This window comes from Sphaerisporangium rufum (assembly GCF_016863395.1).
Taxonomy (GTDB): domain Bacteria; phylum Actinomycetota; class Actinomycetes; order Streptosporangiales; family Streptosporangiaceae; genus Sphaerisporangium; species Sphaerisporangium rufum.
The window spans coordinates 42726-62672 of the sequence record NZ_BOOU01000059.1 but is presented as its reverse complement, the minus strand read 5'-3'; the positions used below and the strand labels follow the sequence as shown (position 1 = coordinate 62672).

23 protein-coding genes are annotated in these 19947 nt (G+C 74.5%); 12 read left to right on the top strand and 11 right to left on the bottom strand.

Annotation, left to right across the window (positions count from 1 at the left end; all coding sequences use genetic code 11):
- Positions 1–37 precede the first annotated feature (37 nt).
- The 4 genes from Sru01_RS22535 to Sru01_RS22520 are packed head-to-tail and all read right to left on the bottom strand — an operon-like array spanning position 38 to position 3682.
- Complete coding sequence (locus tag Sru01_RS22535; RefSeq protein WP_203989615.1) at positions 38–949, bottom strand: 5-oxoprolinase subunit C family protein; 912 nt, start codon at positions 947–949, stop codon at positions 38–40.
- Positions 942–1562, bottom strand: a complete 621-nt coding sequence (locus tag Sru01_RS22530) for a 5-oxoprolinase subunit B family protein (RefSeq protein WP_203989614.1) — start codon at positions 1560–1562, stop codon at positions 942–944. The genes Sru01_RS22535 and Sru01_RS22530 overlap by 8 nt, the downstream gene beginning before the upstream one ends.
- Complete coding sequence (locus Sru01_RS22525; protein WP_203989613.1) at positions 1559–2365, bottom strand: LamB/YcsF family protein; 807 nt, start codon at positions 2363–2365, stop codon at positions 1559–1561. Before Sru01_RS22525 ends, Sru01_RS22530 begins: the two co-directional genes overlap by 4 nt.
- Positions 2366–2401: 36 nt before the next feature.
- The gene (locus tag Sru01_RS22520; protein WP_203989612.1) at positions 2402–3682 is read right to left on the bottom strand and encodes an MFS transporter; all 1281 of its coding nucleotides are present in this window, start codon (positions 3680–3682) and stop codon (positions 2402–2404) included.
- Between the two features lie 188 nt (positions 3683–3870).
- Here Sru01_RS22520 and Sru01_RS22515 point away from each other — a divergent pair, with 188 nt between their 5' ends.
- Positions 3871–4560: a GntR family transcriptional regulator gene (locus Sru01_RS22515; protein WP_239137651.1), complete on the top strand. Its 690-nt coding sequence runs from the start codon at positions 3871–3873 to the stop codon at positions 4558–4560.
- Positions 4561–4618: 58 nt separating this feature from the next.
- Here the strand turns inward: Sru01_RS22515 and Sru01_RS22510 are convergent, their stop codons facing one another.
- Positions 4619–5119, bottom strand: a complete 501-nt coding sequence (locus Sru01_RS22510; RefSeq protein WP_203989611.1) for a DUF2690 domain-containing protein — start codon at positions 5117–5119, stop codon at positions 4619–4621.
- 210 nt (positions 5120–5329) lie between these two features.
- On the opposite strand from Sru01_RS22510, the gene Sru01_RS22505 reads away from it, so the two are divergent.
- The 3 genes from Sru01_RS22505 to Sru01_RS22495 all read left to right on the top strand — a co-directional run bounded on the left by Sru01_RS22505 (position 5330) and on the right by Sru01_RS22495 (position 7569).
- Entirely contained in the window at positions 5330–6586 is a 1257-nt protein-coding gene (locus Sru01_RS22505; RefSeq protein WP_203989609.1) for a helix-turn-helix domain-containing protein, read from the top strand.
- Between the two features lie 31 nt (positions 6587–6617).
- The gene (locus Sru01_RS22500) at positions 6618–7109 is read left to right on the top strand and encodes a metallophosphoesterase family protein (RefSeq protein WP_239137650.1); all 492 of its coding nucleotides are present in this window, start codon (positions 6618–6620) and stop codon (positions 7107–7109) included.
- A gap of 277 nt (positions 7110–7386) precedes the next feature.
- The gene (locus tag Sru01_RS22495; RefSeq protein WP_203989607.1) at positions 7387–7569 is read left to right on the top strand and encodes a hypothetical protein; all 183 of its coding nucleotides are present in this window, start codon (positions 7387–7389) and stop codon (positions 7567–7569) included.
- Positions 7570–7795: 226 nt separating this feature from the next.
- Here Sru01_RS22495 and Sru01_RS22490 read toward each other — a convergent pair whose 3' ends face one another.
- Positions 7796–7963, bottom strand: coding sequence for a hypothetical protein (locus tag Sru01_RS22490; RefSeq protein WP_203989605.1), 168 nt, complete (start codon positions 7961–7963; stop codon positions 7796–7798).
- A gap of 366 nt (positions 7964–8329) precedes the next feature.
- Between Sru01_RS22490 and Sru01_RS22485 the strand changes: the two genes are divergently transcribed.
- Positions 8330–9520 carry an MFS transporter gene (locus tag Sru01_RS22485; RefSeq protein ID WP_203989603.1) on the top strand — a complete coding sequence of 397 codons (1191 nt, stop codon included), beginning with the start codon at positions 8330–8332 and terminating at the stop codon, positions 9518–9520.
- 14 nt (positions 9521–9534) lie between these two features.
- On the opposite strand, the gene Sru01_RS22480 is transcribed toward Sru01_RS22485, so the two are convergent.
- The gene (locus tag Sru01_RS22480; RefSeq protein ID WP_203989601.1) at positions 9535–10797 is read right to left on the bottom strand and encodes an RNA polymerase sigma factor; all 1263 of its coding nucleotides are present in this window, start codon (positions 10795–10797) and stop codon (positions 9535–9537) included.
- Positions 10794–11198, bottom strand: a complete 405-nt coding sequence (locus Sru01_RS22475) for a YciI family protein (protein ID WP_239137667.1) — start codon at positions 11196–11198, stop codon at positions 10794–10796. Before Sru01_RS22475 ends, Sru01_RS22480 begins: the two co-directional genes overlap by 4 nt.
- Positions 11199–11454: 256 nt before the next feature.
- Here Sru01_RS22475 and Sru01_RS22470 point away from each other — a divergent pair, with 256 nt between their 5' ends.
- The 5 genes from Sru01_RS22470 (at position 11455) to Sru01_RS22450 (ending at position 15482) form a co-directional block, all read left to right on the top strand.
- Positions 11455–12711 carry a glycerophosphodiester phosphodiesterase gene (locus tag Sru01_RS22470; RefSeq protein WP_239137649.1) on the top strand — a complete coding sequence of 419 codons (1257 nt, stop codon included), beginning with the start codon at positions 11455–11457 and terminating at the stop codon, positions 12709–12711.
- A 318-nt stretch (positions 12712–13029) separates the two neighbouring features.
- Positions 13030–13443, top strand: coding sequence for a ribonuclease domain-containing protein (locus Sru01_RS22465; protein ID WP_203989598.1), 414 nt, complete (start codon positions 13030–13032; stop codon positions 13441–13443).
- A 10-nt stretch (positions 13444–13453) separates the two neighbouring features.
- Positions 13454–13822: a barstar family protein gene (locus tag Sru01_RS22460; RefSeq protein WP_203989596.1), complete on the top strand. Its 369-nt coding sequence runs from the start codon at positions 13454–13456 to the stop codon at positions 13820–13822.
- Between the two features lie 330 nt (positions 13823–14152).
- On the top strand, positions 14153–14827 hold the full coding sequence (locus Sru01_RS22455; RefSeq protein WP_203989594.1) for an SRPBCC family protein: 675 nt from the start codon (positions 14153–14155) through the stop codon (positions 14825–14827).
- A 271-nt stretch (positions 14828–15098) separates the two neighbouring features.
- A complete protein-coding gene (locus Sru01_RS22450; protein ID WP_203989592.1) occupies positions 15099–15482 on the top strand; it encodes a DUF1761 domain-containing protein in 384 nt (127 codons plus the stop codon).
- Positions 15483–15596: 114 nt separating this feature from the next.
- Here the strand turns inward: Sru01_RS22450 and Sru01_RS22445 are convergent, their stop codons facing one another.
- Genes Sru01_RS22445 through Sru01_RS22435 form a run of 3 tightly spaced genes read right to left on the bottom strand, consistent with a single transcriptional unit; the run spans position 15597 to position 17223 of the window.
- The gene (locus Sru01_RS22445; protein WP_203989590.1) at positions 15597–16571 is read right to left on the bottom strand and encodes an NAD(P)-dependent alcohol dehydrogenase; all 975 of its coding nucleotides are present in this window, start codon (positions 16569–16571) and stop codon (positions 15597–15599) included.
- On the bottom strand, positions 16568–16801 hold the full coding sequence (locus Sru01_RS22440; RefSeq protein ID WP_203989588.1) for a helix-turn-helix transcriptional regulator: 234 nt from the start codon (positions 16799–16801) through the stop codon (positions 16568–16570). The genes Sru01_RS22445 and Sru01_RS22440 overlap by 4 nt, the downstream gene beginning before the upstream one ends.
- Entirely contained in the window at positions 16795–17223 is a 429-nt protein-coding gene (locus Sru01_RS22435) for a hypothetical protein (RefSeq protein WP_203989586.1), read from the bottom strand. The genes Sru01_RS22440 and Sru01_RS22435 overlap by 7 nt, the downstream gene beginning before the upstream one ends.
- A gap of 191 nt (positions 17224–17414) precedes the next feature.
- Between Sru01_RS22435 and Sru01_RS22430 the strand changes: the two genes are divergently transcribed.
- Together Sru01_RS22430 and argG are read left to right on the top strand one after the other, a co-directional pair.
- Positions 17415–18404, top strand: coding sequence for an LLM class flavin-dependent oxidoreductase (locus Sru01_RS22430; RefSeq protein ID WP_203989584.1), 990 nt, complete (start codon positions 17415–17417; stop codon positions 18402–18404).
- 65 nt (positions 18405–18469) lie between these two features.
- A complete protein-coding gene (argG, locus tag Sru01_RS22425) occupies positions 18470–19921 on the top strand; it encodes an argininosuccinate synthase (protein ID WP_203989583.1) in 1452 nt (483 codons plus the stop codon).
- Positions 19922–19947 lie beyond the last annotated feature (26 nt).

Here is a 19947-nt window from a genome sequence, read left to right as displayed (position 1 = left end):
GGATCGCGTTCCCTTCGGTACGGCCGGACGGGCGGGGTCACCGCGCGTCCAGGCACAGGCGGAAGCGGACTCGCTGCCCCGGGCGGAGCTGGGCGGCGAGGTCGACGTCCCGGGCCGTGACCACGGCGATCACCGGGTAGCCGCCGGTGATCGGATGGTCGGCCAGGAACAGGGTGGGCTGCCCGGCGGGCGGCACCTGCAGCGCCCCGGGCACCATGCCCTCCGGCGGCAGCTCGCCGTCGCGGGCCCGGACCAGTTCCGGGCCGCGCAGCCGGATGCCGACCCGGTTGCTGTCCACGGTCACCTCGTAGGCCGCCGAGCACAGCAGCCGCAGCGCGTCCGGGACGAACCAGTCGTCGCGCGGGCCGGGCAGCACCGCCAGCACCGGGGTGCCGGACGGCGGGCCGGGGGCCGGCACCTGGTCGACGACCGGGAAGCGCCGCGGCGGCGGGCCGACCGGCAGCAGCGAGCCGGGTTCGGGGCGGGCCGGGCCGAGCCCGGCCAGGACGTCGGTCGCCCGCGACCCCAGCACCGGCGGCACGTCCAGCCCGCCGCGCACCGCCAGGTAGGTGCGCAGGCCGTGCCGCGGCACGCCGAGGCGCAGCGTCGCGCCGTCCGGCAGCCGCTCGACCGACTGGTGGCCGATCACCCGGCTGCGCCCGTCCGGGCCGGTGACCGTGGCAGGGCACGGGGCGCCGGCCAGCGCGACCAGCAGCTCGCCCCGGGCGCGCACCTGCAGCCCGCCCAGGGTGACCTCCAGCGCGGCGGCGTCGCCGGGGTTGGCCAGCAGCCGGTTGGCCAGCCGCAGCGCCCCCCGGTCGGCCGCGCCGGACCGGCCCACGCCGAGGGCGCCGCGGCCGGGCCGGCCGAGGTCCTGCACGGTCGCCAGCGGACCGGTCGCCAGGACCTCCAGGAACCTCCGCGCGCCCGGCGGCGCGGGCTCAGCCACCGGACGCCTCGGTGAACCGCACCCGGGTGCCCGGGCGCAGCAGCGCGGGCGGGTCGGCGGCCAGGTCCCACACCGCCAACCCGGTCCGGCCGATGAGCTGCCAGCCGCCCGGCGACTCGCCGGGGTAGACCGCGCTGTACCCGGCGGCCAGCGCCACCGAGCCGGCCGGCACCCGCACCCGGGACTCGCGGCGCCGGGGCACCCGCAGCCGTGGATGCCCGCCGACCAGATAGCCGAAGCCCGGGGCGAATCCGGTGAACGCCACGGTCCACGGCGTGCCGGTGTGCGCGTCCACCACCTCGCGTTCGGACATCCCGGTGAGCGCGGCCACCTCGGCGAGGTCGGCGCCGTCGTACACCACCGGGACGGTCACCTCCGCCGCCGCGTCCCGCTCGCCGGTGGCCGGCCGGGCGGCCCGCACTGCGGACGCCACGGTGTCGTGCCGGGCGGGCGGGCCGAAGCGGAGCAGCAGGGTGCGGGCCGCCGGCAGGATGTCGGTGACGCCGGGCGGCGGGTCGGCGGCCAGCGTCTCGTACAGCGCCAGCACCTCCGCCACCCCGGCCACCTCCACCAGCACCGCGCTCTCGCCGCACCGCCGGACGCGCGGGCTCACCGGCCGGCTCCGGAGGCGCCGCCGCCGGTGAACGGGGCCAGCTCGATGCCGTGCGCGGTGAGCGCGGCCCGCACCCGGCGCGCCATGTCCACCGCGCCCGGGCTGTCGCCGTGCACGCAGATCGACGCGGCCCGCACGTGCAGCTCGGTGCCGTCCACCGCCTCGATCGGCTCGCCGGTGGCCATCCGCAGGCACCGTTCGGCCACCTGTTCGGGGTCGTGCAGCACCGCGCCGGGCCGGTTCCGCGGCACCAGCCGGCCCTCGCGGGTGTAGGCGCGGTCGGCGAAGGCCTCGGTGACCACGGTCAGCCCGGCGGCCTCGGCCTGCCTCAGCCACTCCGAGCCGGGCAGGCCGAGCACCGGCAGCCCCGGGTCGTACGCCCGGACCGCGGCGACGACCGCCGCGGCCTGTTCCTCGTGGTGCACGATCGCGTTGTAGAGCGCGCCGTGCGGCTTGACGTAGCCCACCCGGCCGCCGGCCAGCCGGGCGAAGGCGTCCAGCGCGCCGATCTGGTAGATGATCTCGTCGGCCAGCGTCTCCGGGGCCACCTCGATGAAGCGCCGCCCGAACCCGGCCAGATCGCTGTAGCCGACCTGGGCGCCGATCGCCACGCCCCGCGCGGCGGCCGTCTCGCAGGTGCGGCGCATGATCGACGGGTCGCCGGCGTGGAACCCGCAGGCCACGTTGGCGCTGGTGACGATGGACAGCAGCGCCTCGTCGTCCCCGAGCTCCCAGCGGCCGTAGCCTTCGCCGAGGTCGGAGTTGAGGTCGATGCTTCTGGACGGGCGGGACGCCGGGGTCATGTCAGGCTCCAAGGTGCTGTTCGCGCGCGGTCGAGGTCAGGCGAGCCGCCGGGCGCGCGTCTCCGGCAGGCCGAACAGGGCCACCACCGCGATGCCGTACGCGAGCGCGCCGAACGCCATCGCGCCGCCCACGCTGTAGGTGGTGGCCAGGAATCCGATCACCGTGGGGAAGAACGCCCCGATCCCGCGCCCCACGTTGTAGGTGAAGCCCTGGCCGGTGCCCCGGACGCCGCTCGGGTAGAGCTCGGACAGGTAGGCGCCGAAGCCCGAGAATATGGCCGAGGAGCAGAACCCGAGCGGGAAGCCGAGGAACATCACGTAGGCGTTCGCCGCCGGCGGCAGCATGGTGTAGAGCAGGATCAACCCGCCGCTGAGCACGGCGAACAGCGCGATGGTCTTCTTGCGGCCGATCCGGTCGGTGAAGTGCCCGCCGGTCAGGTACCCGCAGAACGCCCCGGTGATGAGGAAGGCCAGGTAGCCGCCGGTGCCGATCACCGACAGGCCGCGCTCGGTCTTGAGGTAGGTGGGCAGCCAGGTGGCCAGGGTGTAGTAGCCGCCCTGCGTGCCGGTGGCCAGCAGGGTGGCGAACAGCGTGGTGCGCAGCAGGCCGCCGCGGAAGATCGCCGACACCGGGACCCGGGCGGCGGTGCGCCGGTGCTCGGTGAACAGCGGGGCGTCCGCCACGTTGCGGCGAAGGTAGATCAGCGCCAGGGCGGGCAGCGCGCCGGTGAGGAAGAGCACCCGCCAGGCCAGGCCGGGGTCGGCGAGCTGGAAGACCAGCGTGTAGACGAGGACCGCCAGCCCCCAGCCGACCGCCCAGGAGCTCTGGATCACCGCGACCGCCCGGCCGCGGTGCCGCGCCTCGGCGTACTCGGCGACCAGGATGGCGCCGGCCGCCCACTCGCCGCCGAAGCCGAGCCCCTGCAGCGCGCGGAAGACCAGCAGCGTCTCGTAGTTCGGCGCGATCCCGCACAGCGCGGTGAACACCGCGTACGTGATCACGGTGATCATGAGCGTGGTGGCCCGGCCGACCCGGTCGGCTAGCACGCCGGCGGCGATGCCGCCGATGGCCGAGCAGACGAGCGTGGTGGTGGCCAGCAGGCCGGTCTGCGCCTTGTCCAGGCCGAAGGTCGCGGCGATGGCGACCAGGCCGAGCGGCAGGACCCAGAAGTCGTAGGAGTCGAGGCCGTAGCCGAGGAAGGCGCCCTTGAACGCCTTGCGGCCCTGGCGGGTCAGCGACGTGTACCAGGCGAACAGCGCCGGGCCGGGCCGCTCTTCGGTGGTTCCGGTCGGTTGGGACGTGGGCGATGTCGTCATTCGCGCACCTCACTGCCTTCTGCCGGACAGAGACGGCGCCGGGCCGGGCCTGGGGCCCGGCCGGGTGCCCCCGACGTCTCACGGCTCCGGAGGAGCCGATTGCTTCAACATAAGGATCGTTGAACGATTTGACAATAGGCTCGTGCTAAGATCCGGGAGTCCCAGGCCGGAGAAGGAGCCGTACCGTCGTGACCGAGACCGGCGTGCGGGCGGCGGATCGCCTCGCCGCCGAGCGCGCGATGCTGGACCGCACCAGCACCGCCGAGCGGGTGGCCTGGGTGCTGCGCCAGCGCATCACCGAGGGCGTGTACGAGCCGGGCGAGCGGCTCTCGGAGGGGCCGATCGTCGACGACCTGGACGTCTCCCGCAACACCGTGCGCGAGGCGTTCCGGCTGCTGTCCCACGAGCGCCTGCTGGTGCACGAGCTCAACCGCGGGGTGTTCGTCCGCCGGCTCACCGCGGCCGACGTCACCGATCTCTACCGCCTGCGCCGGCTGGTCGAGTGCGCCGCGGTGCGCCAGGCGGCCGGCTCGTCCCCCGACGGCCTCGCCGCGCTGCGCGAGGCCGTGCACGCCGCCGAGCGGGCCGCCGCCGAGGGCCGCTGGGAGGACGTGGGCACCGCCAACATGGGCTTCCACCGGGCCGTGGTCGCGCTGGCCGGCAGCGAGCGGCTGGACCAGATGATGCGCCAGACGCTGGCCGAGCTGCGCCTGGTCTTCCTCGCCATGCGCAACCCGCGCGCCTTCCACGAGCCGTACCTGGCCCGCAACCGGGAGATCCTCGGCCGCCTCACCGAGGGAGACGCCGAGGGCGCGGCCCGGCTGCTGGAGGGCTACCTCGCCGAGGCCGAACGACAGCTCGTCGAGGCCCACTCCTGAACCCGTGCGACGGCGTCCCCGCCCGCGATCGGGCGGGGACGCCTATCGGCTGACGTGGTCAGACGTATCGCCCGCAGGCGGAGAAGAACGCGTTGGAGGCGCAGGCCCGCGCGCTCAGCGGTGAGGGGGCGTAGACGAGGTCGGTGTACATGATCGACCACAGGCCGCTGGGATCCACGTTGTGCACCAGCCCCTGGGTGCGGCCGTCGCTCGCCTGCACCCGCAGGTAGACGTTGGGCAGCGTCTCGGTCAACCCGTTCGCCACGATCCGGGCCCAGTTGCTCTTGCAGGCCGGCGACCACCACAGCTGGATCTGCACCTTCACCGGCACCCCGAGGCTGTCCTTGGGGACGACCGGATAGCCGTAGGCCGTCCCCACCATCCAGGCGCCGTTCCGGCAGGGGACACGCCCGTCGCTCGGGTCGACGCCGTCACAGTTGGCGGCACTGGGCGCGGCCAGGCAGGCGTCCGCGGACGCCGCGTGGGCCGGTGCCTGGGTGATGGTGGTCACCCCGACGGCCATGAGCGCGCAGGCGATGGCGGTGATGAACTTGCGCATGGAACCTCCGATTCCAGGTGCGCCGCAATAGTGCGGCTCGGCGGTGGACATGGGCGGACCCGGCCCAGGACGGACCAGGTCCGGAGCGGTCTTGGTCACAGACCTTCCGCCGTGGAACCTGTATGCGGTCGGTATTGTCCAGTCGCCACATTTCTGGACAATCGCCACCAGGTTCGTTGTCTTCTTTGTCCAGAAGTCGAGGTGGTGGCGGTGGGCCGGCATATGCGCCCGCTCGACCCGGCCTGGGGGCCGGTCGAGCGGTTCGCCTGCGAGTTACGCGCCCTGCGCGCGGCGGCGGGGGAGATGCCGTTCGGCAGGATGGCGCGCCGGTGCGGCGTGTCCAAGAGCGCACTGGCCGCGGCGGTCGCCGGGCGGGGGTTGCCGTCCGAGCGGGTGCTGCACGAGTTCGTCCGGGTCTGCGGTGGCGACTGGCCCTGGTGGCGCGACCGGTGGCGGGCGGCGGCCCGCGAGGCGGCCGCCGGGCACCCGCACGGCGATGGCAGGGAGGAACTGGACGGCCCCGCCGGCCCGCCGCCCGGCGCCGGGCCGGCGGGCTCCGATGGCCAGGCCACCGATGACGCGGCCGGGACGGAGGCGCCGGGTGGCAGCGGGATCCCGGCAGACCTGCCCGGTGAGCCGGGCCGGGCGCTGCCGGTCCCGCTCCGGCGCGGGATGGTGCTGCCACGGATGGCGTTCTGGCCGGCCGGGACGCGGGAGAGGCCGCTGGACGGGGCGGTCCGGCCGCGGCCCGGCGGCCCGGGGGCGGGCTGGTTCGGCACCGGCGGCTGGACCGGCGCGGGCGGCTGGGGCGACACCGATGGCTGGGCCGGTGCCGGTGGCTGGGCCGGCGCGGGCGGCGCCGGGTGGTCCGGCGGTCGCCGGCGGGCGGCGGGCCGGCTGCTGGCGGTCGCGCTGGTGCTGTTGCTGGCGGGCGGCGCCGGCGGCTGGCTGCTGCACCCGGATGAGCCGCCCTGGCTGGCCGGGAGATCGGTCGGCGGCCCGCCCGTCCCGGATGACGGTGTCGACCCCTACATCGCCAACTGCGGGCCCGACCAGCGGCTCATCGAGCGGCAGGGCATGTTCTGGCCGGACGAGGAGCCCTACGGCTCGCTCGCCCTGTACTACTCGGCGCGGTGTGATGCGGTCTGGGGCTACGTCTACGGGCCCAACTCCGCCACCTGGAGCGTGCACATCATCACCCGCCGCCCGGTCGACGGCGCCGTCGCACCCGCCTATTACAAGGCCGACGCCCGGCCGAACAGCTGGGGCAACATGCTGATCGCCCGCAAGGGCTGCGTGCAGATCGAGGCGTACCTGCAGATCGGCGCCACCCGGACCAGGTCGGCCAAGACCAGCTGCTACCGCGGACACGGGCCGGTGCTCTACGAGCCGCCGCCGGACGTCCACCCCCCGGCGGAAACCCCGTCCGGCGGCCCGCCGCACTCTTCACCGGCCGCGTCCGGGTGACCGGCCCGCCCCGGCGGGGCAGGGACCTCGCATGGGGACGCTGAAGGTGGTCGCGCTGGCGGACACGCACGCGCCGCGCCGGTGGAAGGGGTGTCCGCCCGCGGTGGCCGGGCACCTGCGCGGCGCGGACGCCATCCTGCACGCCGGGGACGTGTGCACGGCCGGGGTGATCGAGGAACTGGCCGGCTACGCGCCGGTGCACGTGGTGAAGGGCAACAACGACGGCCCGGACGTGACCGCCCCGGAGACCCTGGAGCTGGACATCGGCGGGCTCAGGGTGGCCATGATCCATGACAGCGGCCCGCGGACGGGCCGGTGGGCCCGGCTGCGCCGCCGCTTCCCGGAGGCGGACCTGGTGGTCTTCGGGCACTCGCACATCCCGCTGGACCACCACGAGGACGGATTGCGCATCTTCAACCCCGGCTCGCCGACCGACCGGCGCCGGCAGCCGCAGGGCACCGTCGGCGTGCTGCGGATCGCCGGTGGCCGGCTGCTGTCCGCGGAGATCGTCCCGGTGACCTGACGCCCGGCCGTTCCGAGGCGGGGGTGACGCGGATTCGGGCTCCGCCTCCCGGGGCTGAGCGGATCGGCCCGGCCGGCCTTTCTTGCGCGCGGACGCGGGGGCGGCGCCGGCCGGTCCATTGCCGGGGCCGATAAGCGCTATCGCCTCACCCGGGTTTTCCGGTAGCGGGGTGGAAGCGAGGCGATAGGGGGCGGATAGCAACCCCTAATAGCTTTGTCATCAGCAGCAGGAACACGGCACGGAAACGGGCCGCCGGCGAATGACAGGGGACAGGGAAATGTCGAAGAACATCAAGTCCGCCACCGCCAGGATCGCCCTTTTCGCCATCATCGCCACCGGCGGCGGCCTGGCCCTGGCCGGTGCGGCGACGGCCGACTCCGTGCCGGCGAACCCCGTGGTCAGCGGCGTCCCAACGCCGACCCCCACGCCCACCCAGGACTCCAACACCCCTTGGGGCTGACGGTACGGGCCGGTGGCCCGCCGCACGGCCGGAGGCGACCGCCTCCGGCCGTGCGGCATTTTCGTGGTCCTTTTCCATTCACCTTGACGGCCTTTTTTTGTTGTGCCGGTCCAATCGCCGTCCGGCCGGCCGGACGGAACTCCGATCACCGAGGATTGGCCGATGATGAAAAGCGAACGCGGCCGGGGCCTTTCGGCCACGACCGCGTTCCGCGTGTCTTCGGGTATCAGCCCCAGGGGGTGTTGCCGTACATCGTCGCGGCGGAGCCGGCGCTGACGCGGATGGCGGTCGCGGGGGCCGAGTCGGCCTGCGCGGTGGTGCCGAGGACGATGCCGCCCACGGCGAAGATCGCCATGATGGTGAACCGAGTGGCGATCTGGATGCGCTTCGTCATTGCCGAGCCCCTCGCTCTTCTGGCCGGTGCCAATGCCCGGGCCGTACTGAAAAAGCTAGAAGGCACCGCTATCCGCTCTCTATCGGTGGACATTCCCTGGTGATCTGCCTGGTCAGAGGCCTGCAGCGTGGCCGGATGCGGCCACCGGAGCGCGTGCGGCCCCCGGAGCGGCCGGCGGCGGCGCGGCGGGGGACGGCCGTCACCGTACCTTCCGCCGGGCCGGAATGGGTGCGATCATGCGGGTGCCCGGCGGGATCGGCGGCACGCGGCGGGCCCTCGCGGCCGCCCGGGTCGTGGCGCGTCGGGCGCCACCGCCACCGCCCGGGCGGCGCGGTCTCCCCGGCCCCCCGCGCGCGAGGAGGAACGATGGCACGCCTCCCATCCCCGGACGGCACCCCGGGGGACCGATCGCCCTGGCGGACGATCGGGGTCCTCTACCTGGCCGGCGTGGTCGGGGCGATGAACCTCGGCAAGTACGCCCCGGTGGGCCCGGCGGTCGCGGCCGATCTCGGGCTCTCGCTGGCCCGGCTCGGCTGGATCATCTCGGCGGCGCTCGCGGTGGGCGCCGTCGTGGGACTGCCGGCCGGATACGCCGTCCGCCGGATCGGCGCCGAGCGCTCGCTGGTGATCGGCCTGGTCCTCACCGCGCTGGCCGGCGCGGCCGCCCTGCCGGCCGGCGGCTTCGGCTGGGCGCTGGCCGCCCGGGTGGTGGAGGGCGCCGGCTTCCTGCTGATCATCGTCGCCTGCCCGGCGCTGATGATCCGGCTCGCGCACGGCCGGGACCGCGGGGTCGCGATGTCGCTGTGGGCGACGTACGTCCCGACCGGCATCGGCCTGAGCACGCTGGCCGGCGGCCTGCTCGGCGAGGCGCTGGGCTGGCGTGGCTGGATCGGGGTGATGGCCGCGCTGTCCCTGCTGGCGGCGGTCGCGGCCCGGCCGATGCTGCCGCCCCCGGCGGCGGACGGCGGCCTGACCCCGGCCGCCCGGCCGGGGGCCGCGGACCTGCGCGGGCCGGTGTTGCTGTCCGCCGGGTTCTGCCTGATGGTGCTGATCGCCGCCCCGGTGGTGGCGCTGCTGCCGACCTACCTGATCGAGGAGCACGGGTGGGCGGCCGGGCCGGCCGGGGCGGCCACGTCGATCATCTCGCTGTTCGGGGTGCCCGGCGGCCTGGCCGCGGGCGTGCTGCTGCGCCGGGGCGTGCGGCCCGCCGCGCTGGTCGCAGCTGGAGTGATCATGCTGCCGGCGGCCTGGCCCGCCTACGGCATCGCGGGCTCGGCGGCCGCCTCGATCACCGGGGCGGCGGTCATCTCGCTGGCGAGCGGCCTGCTCGGGGCGGTGGTCTTCGCCGTGCTGCCCATGTTGCTGGCCCGGCTGGACCACGCGGACGTGGGCAACGGGGTGGTGGCCCAGATGGGCAGCCTGGGCTCGCTGCTGGGCGCGCCGCTGTTCGGCCTGGTCGCGAACTCCTACGGCTGGCCGGCGCTGGTGCCGGTCAGCGTGCTGTGCCTGGCGGCGGCGCTGGCGTTGCTGTTCCCGCTCGCCCGCCGGGCCTCCTGACGCGGGCCACCGCCTCAGCGCGGGCCGGGCGGCGAGCCGGGCAGCCGGGCGGCCCGGGCGTGCAGGTAGCGCTGGACCGGAAGGCTGGTCGCCCGCCGCGCCGCCGCCAGGTAGGCGTCCCGGGCGCCGGCCGGGTCGCCCGCCATCTCCAGCAGGTGCGCCCGGACCGCGGACAGCCGGTGGTCCCCGGAGATCCGCCGATCGGCCGCCAGGCCGCCGACCAGGTCGAGCCCGGCCCGCGGTCCGTGCACCATGGCGGCCGCCACCGCGTGGTTGAGCGCGACCACCGGATTGTCCGAGATCTTCAGCAGCAGCCCGTACAGCGCCAGGATCTGCGGCCAGTCGGTCGCCCCGGCGCTCGGCGCCTCGTCGTGCACCGCCGCGATGGCCGCCTGCAGCTGGTAGGGCCCGGTCGGGCCGCGGGGCAGCGTCTCGGTGATCAGCGCCACGCCCTCGGCGATCCGGCCGGCGTCCCACCGGCCGCGGTCCTGCTCGGCCATCGGCACCAGCGCACCGTCGGCGCCGGTGCGCGCCGGCCGGCGGGCGTCGGTGAGCAGCATCAGCGCCAGCAGGCCCGCCACCTCGCCGTCGCCGGGCAGCAGCCGGTGCACGATCCTGGCCAGCCGGATCGCCTCGGCGGCCAGCTCGGCCCGCTGCAGGCTCGGCCCGGACGTCGCGGCGTAGCCCTCGTTGAAGATCAGGTAGAGCACGTGCAGCACCGCGCCCAGCCGCTCGGCGCGCTCGGCGCCGGTGGGCAGCCGGAACGGCTCCCGGCTGTCCTTGACGCGCTGCTTGGCGCGGGTGATCCGCCGGGCCATGGTCTCCTCGGTGACCAGGAACGCGCGGGCGATCTCCGCGGTGGTCAGCCCGCCCACCGCGCGCAGCGTGAGGGCGATCTGCGCTGCGGGGGCCAGCGAGGGATGGCAGCACATGAACAGCAGGACCAGCGTGTCGTCGGATCCGGCGGCCGGCGCGTCCGCGGCCGGCGCCGCCCACTCCCGCGGCAGCCGCCACCGCGCGACGGTGTCCTCCCGGCGCCGGCGCGCCTGCTCGGCGCGCAGCAGGTCGGTCAGCCGGCGGGCGGCCACCGTGATCAGCCAGGCCCGCGGGTCGTCCGGCACGCCGCCGGCCGGCCACTGCGCGGCGGCGGCGAGCAGCGCCTCCTGGACCGCGTCTTCGGCGAGGTCGAAGTTGCCGTAGCGCCGGACGACCGCGCCGAGGACCCGCGGCGCCAGCTCGCGCAGCAGGTCCTCGGGAACGGGGGTGGCGCCGGTCACATGCCCAGGTCGGCGGCCTCGTCGGCGATCGGCCGCACGTCGGCCACCGCCGTGCTGGTGATCTCGGCCGGGCCGGGGCACCCGGCGAGCCGGCCGGCGATCTCGGTCGCCCGATCGAAGTCGGCGCACTCCACGATCCAGTAGCCGGCCAGCACCTCCTGGGTCTCGGCGTAGGGCCCGTCGGTGACCACCGGGACGCCGTCCCGGTTGCCCACCCGGCGGGTGTGCACCGGGGCGGCCAGGCCGCGGGTCTCCACCAGCTCGCCGGACTCGGCCAGCTCCTGGTTGAGGGTGGTCATGAACTCGTGCATGGCCGCGAAGTCCTCGGCCGACCAGGGGGTGCCCTCCGGGTCGCCGGCCATGGCGTCGTAGTCGCGCTGCGAGGCATAGGTCAAGATCATGTACTTCACGGGTCTCTCCCTCCGGCGGCGCCCCGGTGGTGCCGCACATCCGCGACGTCGAAACCGGCCGGCGGATCCGGACGGCCATCCCGGCGGCTTTCTCAGATTAGGACAACGTTTACCCGGATATATGCGGACACCAAGGTCGAAATGGCCATTCGGTCGGCATGCTGGCTTTACTTGGTGCTTCACCGGCAGTCGCGAAGAGCGCTCAGGTTCAGGGCGTAGGCCGCCTCCGACGCCTGAGGAGACTCGCATGTTCCGACGATCCGGCCTGACGGCACCGATGCTGCCGGCCATGGCCCTGGCGGCCGGCGCGGCCATCATGGCCATCGCGGCGCTGCCGTTCCCGGCGGCCCGGGCCGCCGGCCCGGCCGCCCGCGCGCCGGCCGCCGCCGCGCCCCTGGCGACCGGCACATACCCGGTCGCCGCCACGTCCCCGGTTGCCCCCACCTCCCCGGTTGCACCCACGTCGCCGGTCGCCGTCGCGTCGCCGGTCGCCGTCGCGTCGACGGTCGCCGTCGCGTCGACGGTCGCCGTCGCGTCGCCGGCCGCCGTCGCGTCGACGGCCGCCGCGCGGCGGGCGGCCGTCATCGTGGCGCATCGCGGCGCCTCGGCGTACGCCCCGGAGAACACCATCGCGGCGTTCCGGCTGGCGGCGCGGCAGGGCGCCGACCGGTTCGAGCTGGACGTCCGGCAGACCAGGGACGGCAGGCTGGTCCTGATGCACGACGCGACGCTGACCCGCACCACGAACGCCGAGCGCGTCCTGCCCGGCCGGGCGCCCTGGCGGGTCCGCGACCTGACGCTCGCCCAGATCCGCAAGGTGGACGCCGGCTCCTGGTTCGCCGCCAGGTACCGGGGCGAGCGGGTGCCCACGCTCGGCGAGGTGCTGCGCGCGATGCGCGGCCGGGGGATGGGGCTGCTGCTGGAGATCAAGGATCCGGCCCGGCAGCCGGGCATCGAGGCCCGGGTCGCCGCCGAGCTGCGGCGTGACCCCTTCTGGCTGGCGCCCGGCCGGCTCACCGTGCAGTCGTTCGACTGGGTTTCGATGCGCCGGTTCCACCGGCTGCTGCCCCGCGTGCCCATCGGCCTGCTCGGCACCCCGGCGCCCGCCCGGCTGGCCGGTCTGGCCCGCTTCGCCGACCAGATCAACGTGCCCTACCGCCACCTCGGCGCGGCGTACGTCCGCCGGGTGCACCGCCTGCACATGCAGGTCCTGGCCTGGACGGTGGACGACCCGCGGGCGATCCGCCGCCTGCTGTCCTACCGGGTGGACGGCATCATCACCAACCGGCCCCGGGCCGGGATCGCCGCCGCACGATGGGGCCGGGCCTCGGCAATGGTCCGCGGAGGGAGACCGGTAGGCGGGTCCCGGCAAGGAGGTCGGCCCCCGGGGACTGAGACGGGCGGGCCGGTTCCCCGGGGGCCGAGACCGGCGGGCCGGTTCCCCCGGGGGGAAGGAGCCGGCCCGCCGGAGCGCGGGCGCCGGTCGGCCATCCAGCCGAAATGACCGTGCGTAGCCAATGATTACACAAAGTCACGGCCAGGGTGCGGGAAAGCGGCACCTGGCCGGGCCGGCGGATGGCCGTTTCCGGCCGGCCCGGCCGGCCGCCGGGCGCCATCCGGCCAGGACCGGCCAGGACCGGCCAAGACCAGGCCGGTCCGGTCCGGGCCGGCCCGGACCGGATCCGTACCCCCGTTCCCGACCCCGGGCGAAGAGTTCACCGTCCCGTTGCGCGGCGATGCCGCCACCCGGAACGTCCATCGCTCAACCTGGCGAATGTCCGTACCTCTGCCCGTACCTCGTACCAACCAGCAAGGAGGCACCGTGCCCGCACCGCGACGCCCCCGCCCCTCGTGGCCGGTCCGGCTCATCACCCTGCTCACCGCGCTCAGCACCCTGACCGGCTTCGGGGGGATCACCCCCGCGCGGGCGGCGGTGTACGACACCTGCTCGCTGTCCCGGTGCGCCGACGCGCGCTACGCCGACAGCGTCTGGGCCGGCAAGGGATACCCGACCGGTGCCGGCTGGTACTCGTGGCCGGACGGCCGGTACAACTACACCGGAGGCCGCTTCTACAACCGGGAGGGACAGCTGCCGGCCGGCCGCACCTACTACGAGTACGACGTGTACTCGCGAGCCAAGGGCGCCGCGCGGGACGCCTACCGGATCGTGGTGGACCGCGCCGCCGGCGTGACCTGGTTCTCGCCGAACCACTACACCGACTTCTACCGCCTGTGAGGATCCGCCGATGACCACGGCCGCGCGCCCGTCGCCGTCCTGGCTGACCGTGTCCACCGGCCCGGTGCCGGTGGTCCTGGACGGGCGCGCGTGCCGCACCCGCGCCGCCTTCTTCACCGAGGCGGCGCGGGCGCTCCGCCTCCCCGGCTACTTCGGCCACAACTGGGACGCCCTCACCGACGCGCTGCGCGATGTCGCCGCCGGCCAGGGCGTTCACCTGGTCGTCGCGCACGCCGAGGAACTGCTGGCCGCCGAGCCCGCCGACCGGTTCGCGATGCTCCTGGACGTCCTCGGCGGCGCGGGCCTGCCGGTGACGCTGCGCACCGACTCCGCCCACGAGCCCGCGCTGCGCGCCCGCGTCACCGCCGCCCTCGGCTGATCCCGCGCCCGGGACCCCGGGCGCCCGTCCGGCGATCCACCGCTCGCCGCACCGGCTGACGTCCGTCCCCGGGGCAGGTCGATGGCGGCTGAATCGAGTGCCGTATATCGAGTGTCGTGCCCGGTTCCCGCGCTCATTGCGGTGCCGCGGACGCCTGGGTTACGGTTGTCCCGGCGCCGTCCCGCGCCTCACCTCCATTCCGGTGCTCACGCCACCGGCGCAGCGGAGGCAAAGGGAGCCGCGAGCTCTCGGGACGCCGGCACACACGACCTTTCCGGCGGGGTCGACGGGAGCGTGGGTCCCGCGGCCGTGCCATAAGGGAAAGCCGTGATGACGAGCCGAAAGTCGTTCAAGTCCCGGGTCCGGGCGCGTGCCGCGAAGACCGGCGAGAGTTACACCACGGCCCGCCGCCGGCTGCTGGCCGACGGCGGTGCGCCACCCGTCCGTCCGGCCGGAGCCGAGGTCAGGCGGAGCAAGGTGTCGGAGGCCACCATCCGGGCGCGGACCTCGCGCGGCTGGGACGAATGGTTCGCGCTGCTGGACGCCTGGGGCGCCACCGGACACTCGCACACCGAGATCGCGCGCCGGCTGCGCGAGGAGCACCAGGTCGACAGCTGGTCGTCGCAGAACATAACGGTGGCCTACGAGCAAGAGCGCGGCATGCGCGTGCCCGGCCAGAACGCCGCCGGTCACTACGGTGTCTCCGCCGGTAAGACGATCCACGTCCCGGTGGAGGTCCTCTACCGGGCGTTCGCCGACCCCGAGATCCGCGCGCGGTGGCTGCCCGTCGACGTCGACGTCCGAACCGCCACCGCCGCCAAGACGTTCCGGGCCGGCTGGCCGGACGGCTCGACCCGGGTCGTCGCCGGTTTCACCGCCAAGGGCGAGTCCAAGGCCGTGGTCGCGGTGGCGCACGAGAAGGTGACCGATCCGGCGGACGCCGCCCGGCTCGCCGCCTTCTGGCGCGAACGCCTCGCCGCCCTGAAGGCGCTGCTCACCCCCTGAGCACCCGCGCCCGCCGCCTCCCCGGCCGGACCTGGCGCGGACGACCTGACGCGGAAGACATGACGCGGAGGACGTTCGCGAGGGTGCCGGCGCGGCGGGTCCTCACTTGGCCGAGAGCCGCCTGCCCGCCTGGAAGCGGGCGGGACGAGATGGCCGGCCGCCTCTTACCGGCCCGGCCCGGGCGCCCCGCCGCGGCGACCTCAGGCGGTGCCTTCATCTCACCCGGCGATCCGCCGGGCACTCATCCCTGCGAACTATGGAGACAGATCTCATGGACATCGCCCCCTGGGCCCTGGCCGCGGCCGTCGCCGCCGCCTTCCTGATCAGCGCGACCTGGTACGCCGTTCTCGACCGGCCCGCCACCGGCGGCGAGGCGAGCACCGGTGCCGCCATGCCGATCTGGAAGGTGGGCGCCGAGCTGGGACGGGGCCTGGTCGTCGCCCTGGTGATCGCCTGGCTGGCCACCCGGCTGCAGATCACCGAGTGGCGCGCCGCCGTACTGCTCGGCCTGGTGCTGTGGGCCGGGTTTCCGCTCGTGCTCATCACCGGCTCGGTGCTCTGGGACGACGCGCCCAAGCGGCGCGCCGTCCTGCACGCCGGCGACTGGCTGCTGAAGCTGGTCGCCGTGGCGCTGATCACCGCGCTCTGGCGCTGACGCCGCCCTGGCCGCACCGGAGAGGCGGCCGGTCACGGCTGATCCCGCACCCGGGTCCGGGTGCGGGAGGCCGGAGCCGGGGCCGGGCGTTCCCCCTGCCCCCGGCCGCGGGTCTCAGACGGTGATGACGATCTTGCCGGCCGGGTGGCCCTCGGCCAGGTGGTGCAGCGCCGCCGGCGCCTCGGCCAGCGGATGGACCCGGCCCACCGCCGGGGTGACGTGGCCGGACTCGATCAGCCGGGTCAGCTCCGCCAGCACCTCGGAACGCTCCAGGGCCATCAGCATGCGCAGCCGGTGGCGGGTGAAAGGGCTGAGCAGCAGCGCCCGCAGGCCGCGCTCCATGCCGCCGAGCAGGGGGCCGGTGGCGTGCCCGCCGCCCACCAGCACCAGCGTGCCGCCCGGTGCCATGGCCCGGCGTAGCGTCGACAGCGGGCGGCAGCCGGCGGTGTCGACGACCACGTCGTAGACCGGCCCCTCGCCGTCCACCTCCTGCCGGGTGTAGTCGACGACGCGGGCGGCGCCCAGGGAGCGGACCAGGTCCGCCTTGTCCGGGCCGCACACCGCGGTGACCGTCGCGCCGTACGCCCTGGCGATCTGCACGGCGAACGATCCGACGCCGCCGGCCGCCCCGATCACCAGCACCCGCTGCCCCTCCCGGACCCGGGCGACGTCGCGCAGGGCCTGCACCGCGGTCTGGCCGGAGACCGGCGCCGCCGCGGCCTGCTCGAACGTCAGGCCGGCCGGCTTGGGCGCCAGCCGGTCCGCCCGGGCCACCGCGTACTCGGCGTACGCGCCCCTGGTGGTGGTGCCGTACACCTCGTCGCCGGGCCGGAAGCGGGTGACGCCGGCGCCCACCGCCGTCACCACCCCGGCGACGTCCCGGCCGCGTACCCGCACCCGGGGCCGGCGCAGCCCGAGGCCGGCGCGCACGATGTAGGGCCGGCCGGTCATGAAGACCCACACGCCCGGGTCGACGCCGGCGGCCCGCACCTGGACGAGCACCTCGCCGTCCCCGGGCACCGGCCGGTCGATGTCCCGCAGCCGTAAGACCTCGGCCGCGCCGTACCTGTCCTGGACGATCGCTTTCATTTCTCCCCCTCCGGGGTCTCGGGATACTGGAACACGTCGTCGAGCGGCACGCCGAACACCCGGGCGATGCGGAAGGCCATCTCCAGCGAGGGGGAGTACCGGCCCTGCTCGATCGCGATGATGGTCTGCCGGGTCACCCCGATGTGGTCGGCGAGTTCCGCCTGGGTCATCTCGCCCTGCCCGAAGCGCAGCGCGCGGATGCGGTTGGTGACCCGCGTCGGCTTCACCACTGCGGGACGCTCCTGCGGTAGAGGACGACCTTCGTGACCGAGCCGAGGATCGACGCCAGCACGAAGCACAGGTAGACCACGTTGGCGATCCAGAACCGGTCCCAGCCGGCCACCGCCATGAGCATGGCGGCGACCGCGCCGATGACCACGAACGACTGGCCCACGTGCTCGCCGTACCGCCCGATCTCCCGGTCGCGCACGTCCACCGCGCGGGACGCCCGCGGCTGGATCACCGCCATCCCGATCTCGGCCGCCATCGACGCGACGATGGCGCCGCCGATCGTCCACAGCAGGGCGGCCGCGTACGGGACCTCGGGTAACGGGCGCCCCTCGGCGCGGCCGGTGACGACGATCACGTAGCCGGTGTACGCCAGCACCGTGACGACCAGATGGATCCACGAGCGCTTCTCTTCATGCGTCATGACGAGCCCTTCGATGTACAGAATCCTTTACATCAGCAATGTAACCCATCCTTGACCCGATGTACAGATTCTTTTACATCGCCGCCATCGAGGAGGCCGCTCGTGGGGGAGCGCCCGAATAACCGGCGGGGTGCGGTGGTTGCACGGAAGGCGCCGTCCGGCGCGTACCCGCAGCGAAAGGCCGGTTCCCCATGGCTCCCGCACTGTCCATCCTCGATCTGGCCGTCATCGGGCCCGGAGAGACGGCGGGGGACAGCCTCCAGGCCAGCGTGGCCCTGGCCCGCCGCGCCGAGGAGCTCGGCTACCGGCGCGTCTGGTACGCCGAGCACCACAACATGGACGGCATCGCCTCCTCGGCGACCAGCGTGCTCATCGCTCACGTGGCGGCACACACCCGGACGATCCGGCTGGGCGCCGGCGGCGTCATGCTGCCCAACCACGCCCCGCTGACCATCGCCGAGCAGTTCGGCACCCTTGCGACGCTGCACCCCGGGCGCATCGACCTCGGCCTCGGCCGGGCGCCGGGCAGCGACCAGCAGACCATGCGCGCGCTGCGCCGCGATCCCGCCGCCGCCGACACCTTCCCGCAGGACGTCCTGGAACTGCAGGGCTATCTGACCGGCGAGACCCGGATCCCCGGGGTGAACGCCACCCTGGGCAACGGTACCGGCGTGCCGCTGTACATCCTCGGCTCCTCGCTGTTCGGCGCCCGGCTCGCCGCCGCGCTCGGCCTCCCGTACGCCTTCGCCTCGCACTTCGCGCCGGACGCGCTGGAGGAGGCCGTCGACCTCTACCGGCGCGAGTTCCGCCCGTCCGCGCAGCTGGACCGGCCGTACGTCATCGCCGGCGTCAACGTCATCGCCGCCGACAGCGCCGAGGAGGCGCAGGAGCAGTTCCTGGCGGCCAAGCGGCTGCGGGTGAGTCGGTTCATCGGCCGGGGGCGGACCTTCACCCCCGAGGAGGCCGACATGATCCTAAAGTCGCCGGCCGGCCGGCAGATCGCCGCGATGACCAGGCACTCCGCTGTCGGCACCCCGCCGGAGGTCAAGGAGCATCTCGACCGGTTCGCCGAGCTGGCCCGGGCGGACGAGCTGATCGTCGCCTTCATGGCGCCGGACCGCAAGGTCTGGTTCCGCTCCGTCGAGCTGCTGGCCGGCGTCGCCCTGCCCCGCCCCTCCTGACCGGCCCGGCCGGGATTTACGGAAGGGGGTGCAAACTCATGCAGGGTTGTGTATACAATTGAGACGTGTCCAAGGTGCTCACCTCTCTTCCGGTCGGTGAACGTGTCGGCATCGCCTTCTCCGGCGGCCTCGACACCTCGGTGGCGGTCGCGTGGATGCGCGAGAAGGGTGCCGTGCCGTGCACCTACACCGCCGACGTCGGCCAGTACGACGAACCCGACATCGCCTCGGTCCCCGGGCGCGCCACCGCGTACGGCGCGGAGATCGCCCGGCTGGTCGACTGCCGCGACGCCCTGGTCGAGGAAGGGCTGACCGCCCTGGCCTGCGGGGCGTTCCACATCCGGTCCGGCGGCCGCGCCTACTTCAACACCACCCCGCTCGGGCGGGCGGTCACCGGCACCCTGCTGGTCCGCGCCATGCTCGAGGACGACGTGCAGATCTGGGGCGACGGCTCCACCTTCAAGGGCAACGACATCGAGCGGTTCTACCGGTACGGCCTGCTCGCCAACCCCTCCCTGCGGATCTACAAGCCGTGGCTGGACGCCGACTTCGTCAGCGAGCTCGGCGGCCGCAAGGAGATGTCGGAGTGGCTGCTCGCCCACGACCTGCCCTACCGGGACAGCACCGAGAAGGCGTACTCCACCGACGCCAACATCTGGGGCGCGACCCACGAGGCCAAGTCGCTGGAGCACCTGGACACCGGCATCGAGATCGTCGAGCCGATCATGGGCGTCCGGTTCTGGGACCCGGCCGTCGAGATCGCCGCCGAGGACGTCACGGTCGGCTTCGAGCGCGGCCGGCCGGTGACGATCAACGGCAAGGAGTTCGCCTCCCCGGTCGACCTGGTGCTGGAGGCCAACGCGATCGGCGGCCGGCACGGCCTCGGCATGTCCGACCAGATCGAGAACCGCATCATCGAGGCCAAGAGCCGGGGCGTGTACGAGGCGCCGGGCATGGCCCTGCTGCACGCGGCCTACGAGCGGCTGGTCAACGCGATCCACAACGAGGACACCCTGGCCACCTACCACGACCAGGGCCGCCGGCTGGGCCGGCTCATGTACGAGGGCCGCTGGCTGGACCCGCAGGCGCTCATGATCCGCGAGTCGCTGCAGCGCTGGGTGGGCACGGCGGTCACCGGCGAGGTGACGCTGCGGCTGCGGCGCGGCGAGGACTACTCCATCCTGGACACCTCCGGGCCGGCGTTCAGCTACCACCCCGACAAGCTGTCCATGGAGCGCACCGAGGACTCCGCCTTCGGGCCGGTCGACCGCATCGGCCAGCTCACCATGCGCAACCTCGACATCGCCGACTCCCGGGCCAAGCTGGAGCAGTACGCCAAGGTCGGCATGGTCGGCCACCCGGCTCCCGCGCTGCTGGAGGCGGCCCAGGTGCCCTCGACCGCGCTGATCGGCGAGCTGCCCGAGGGCGGGGCCGAGGCGATCGCCTCCAGCGGGCAGGTCCCCGGCGAGGACGACCAGCTGCTCGACCACGCGGCGATCGAGTCCGGCACCGACTGAGCGCCCGCCCCGCCGGCCGGCCGGAC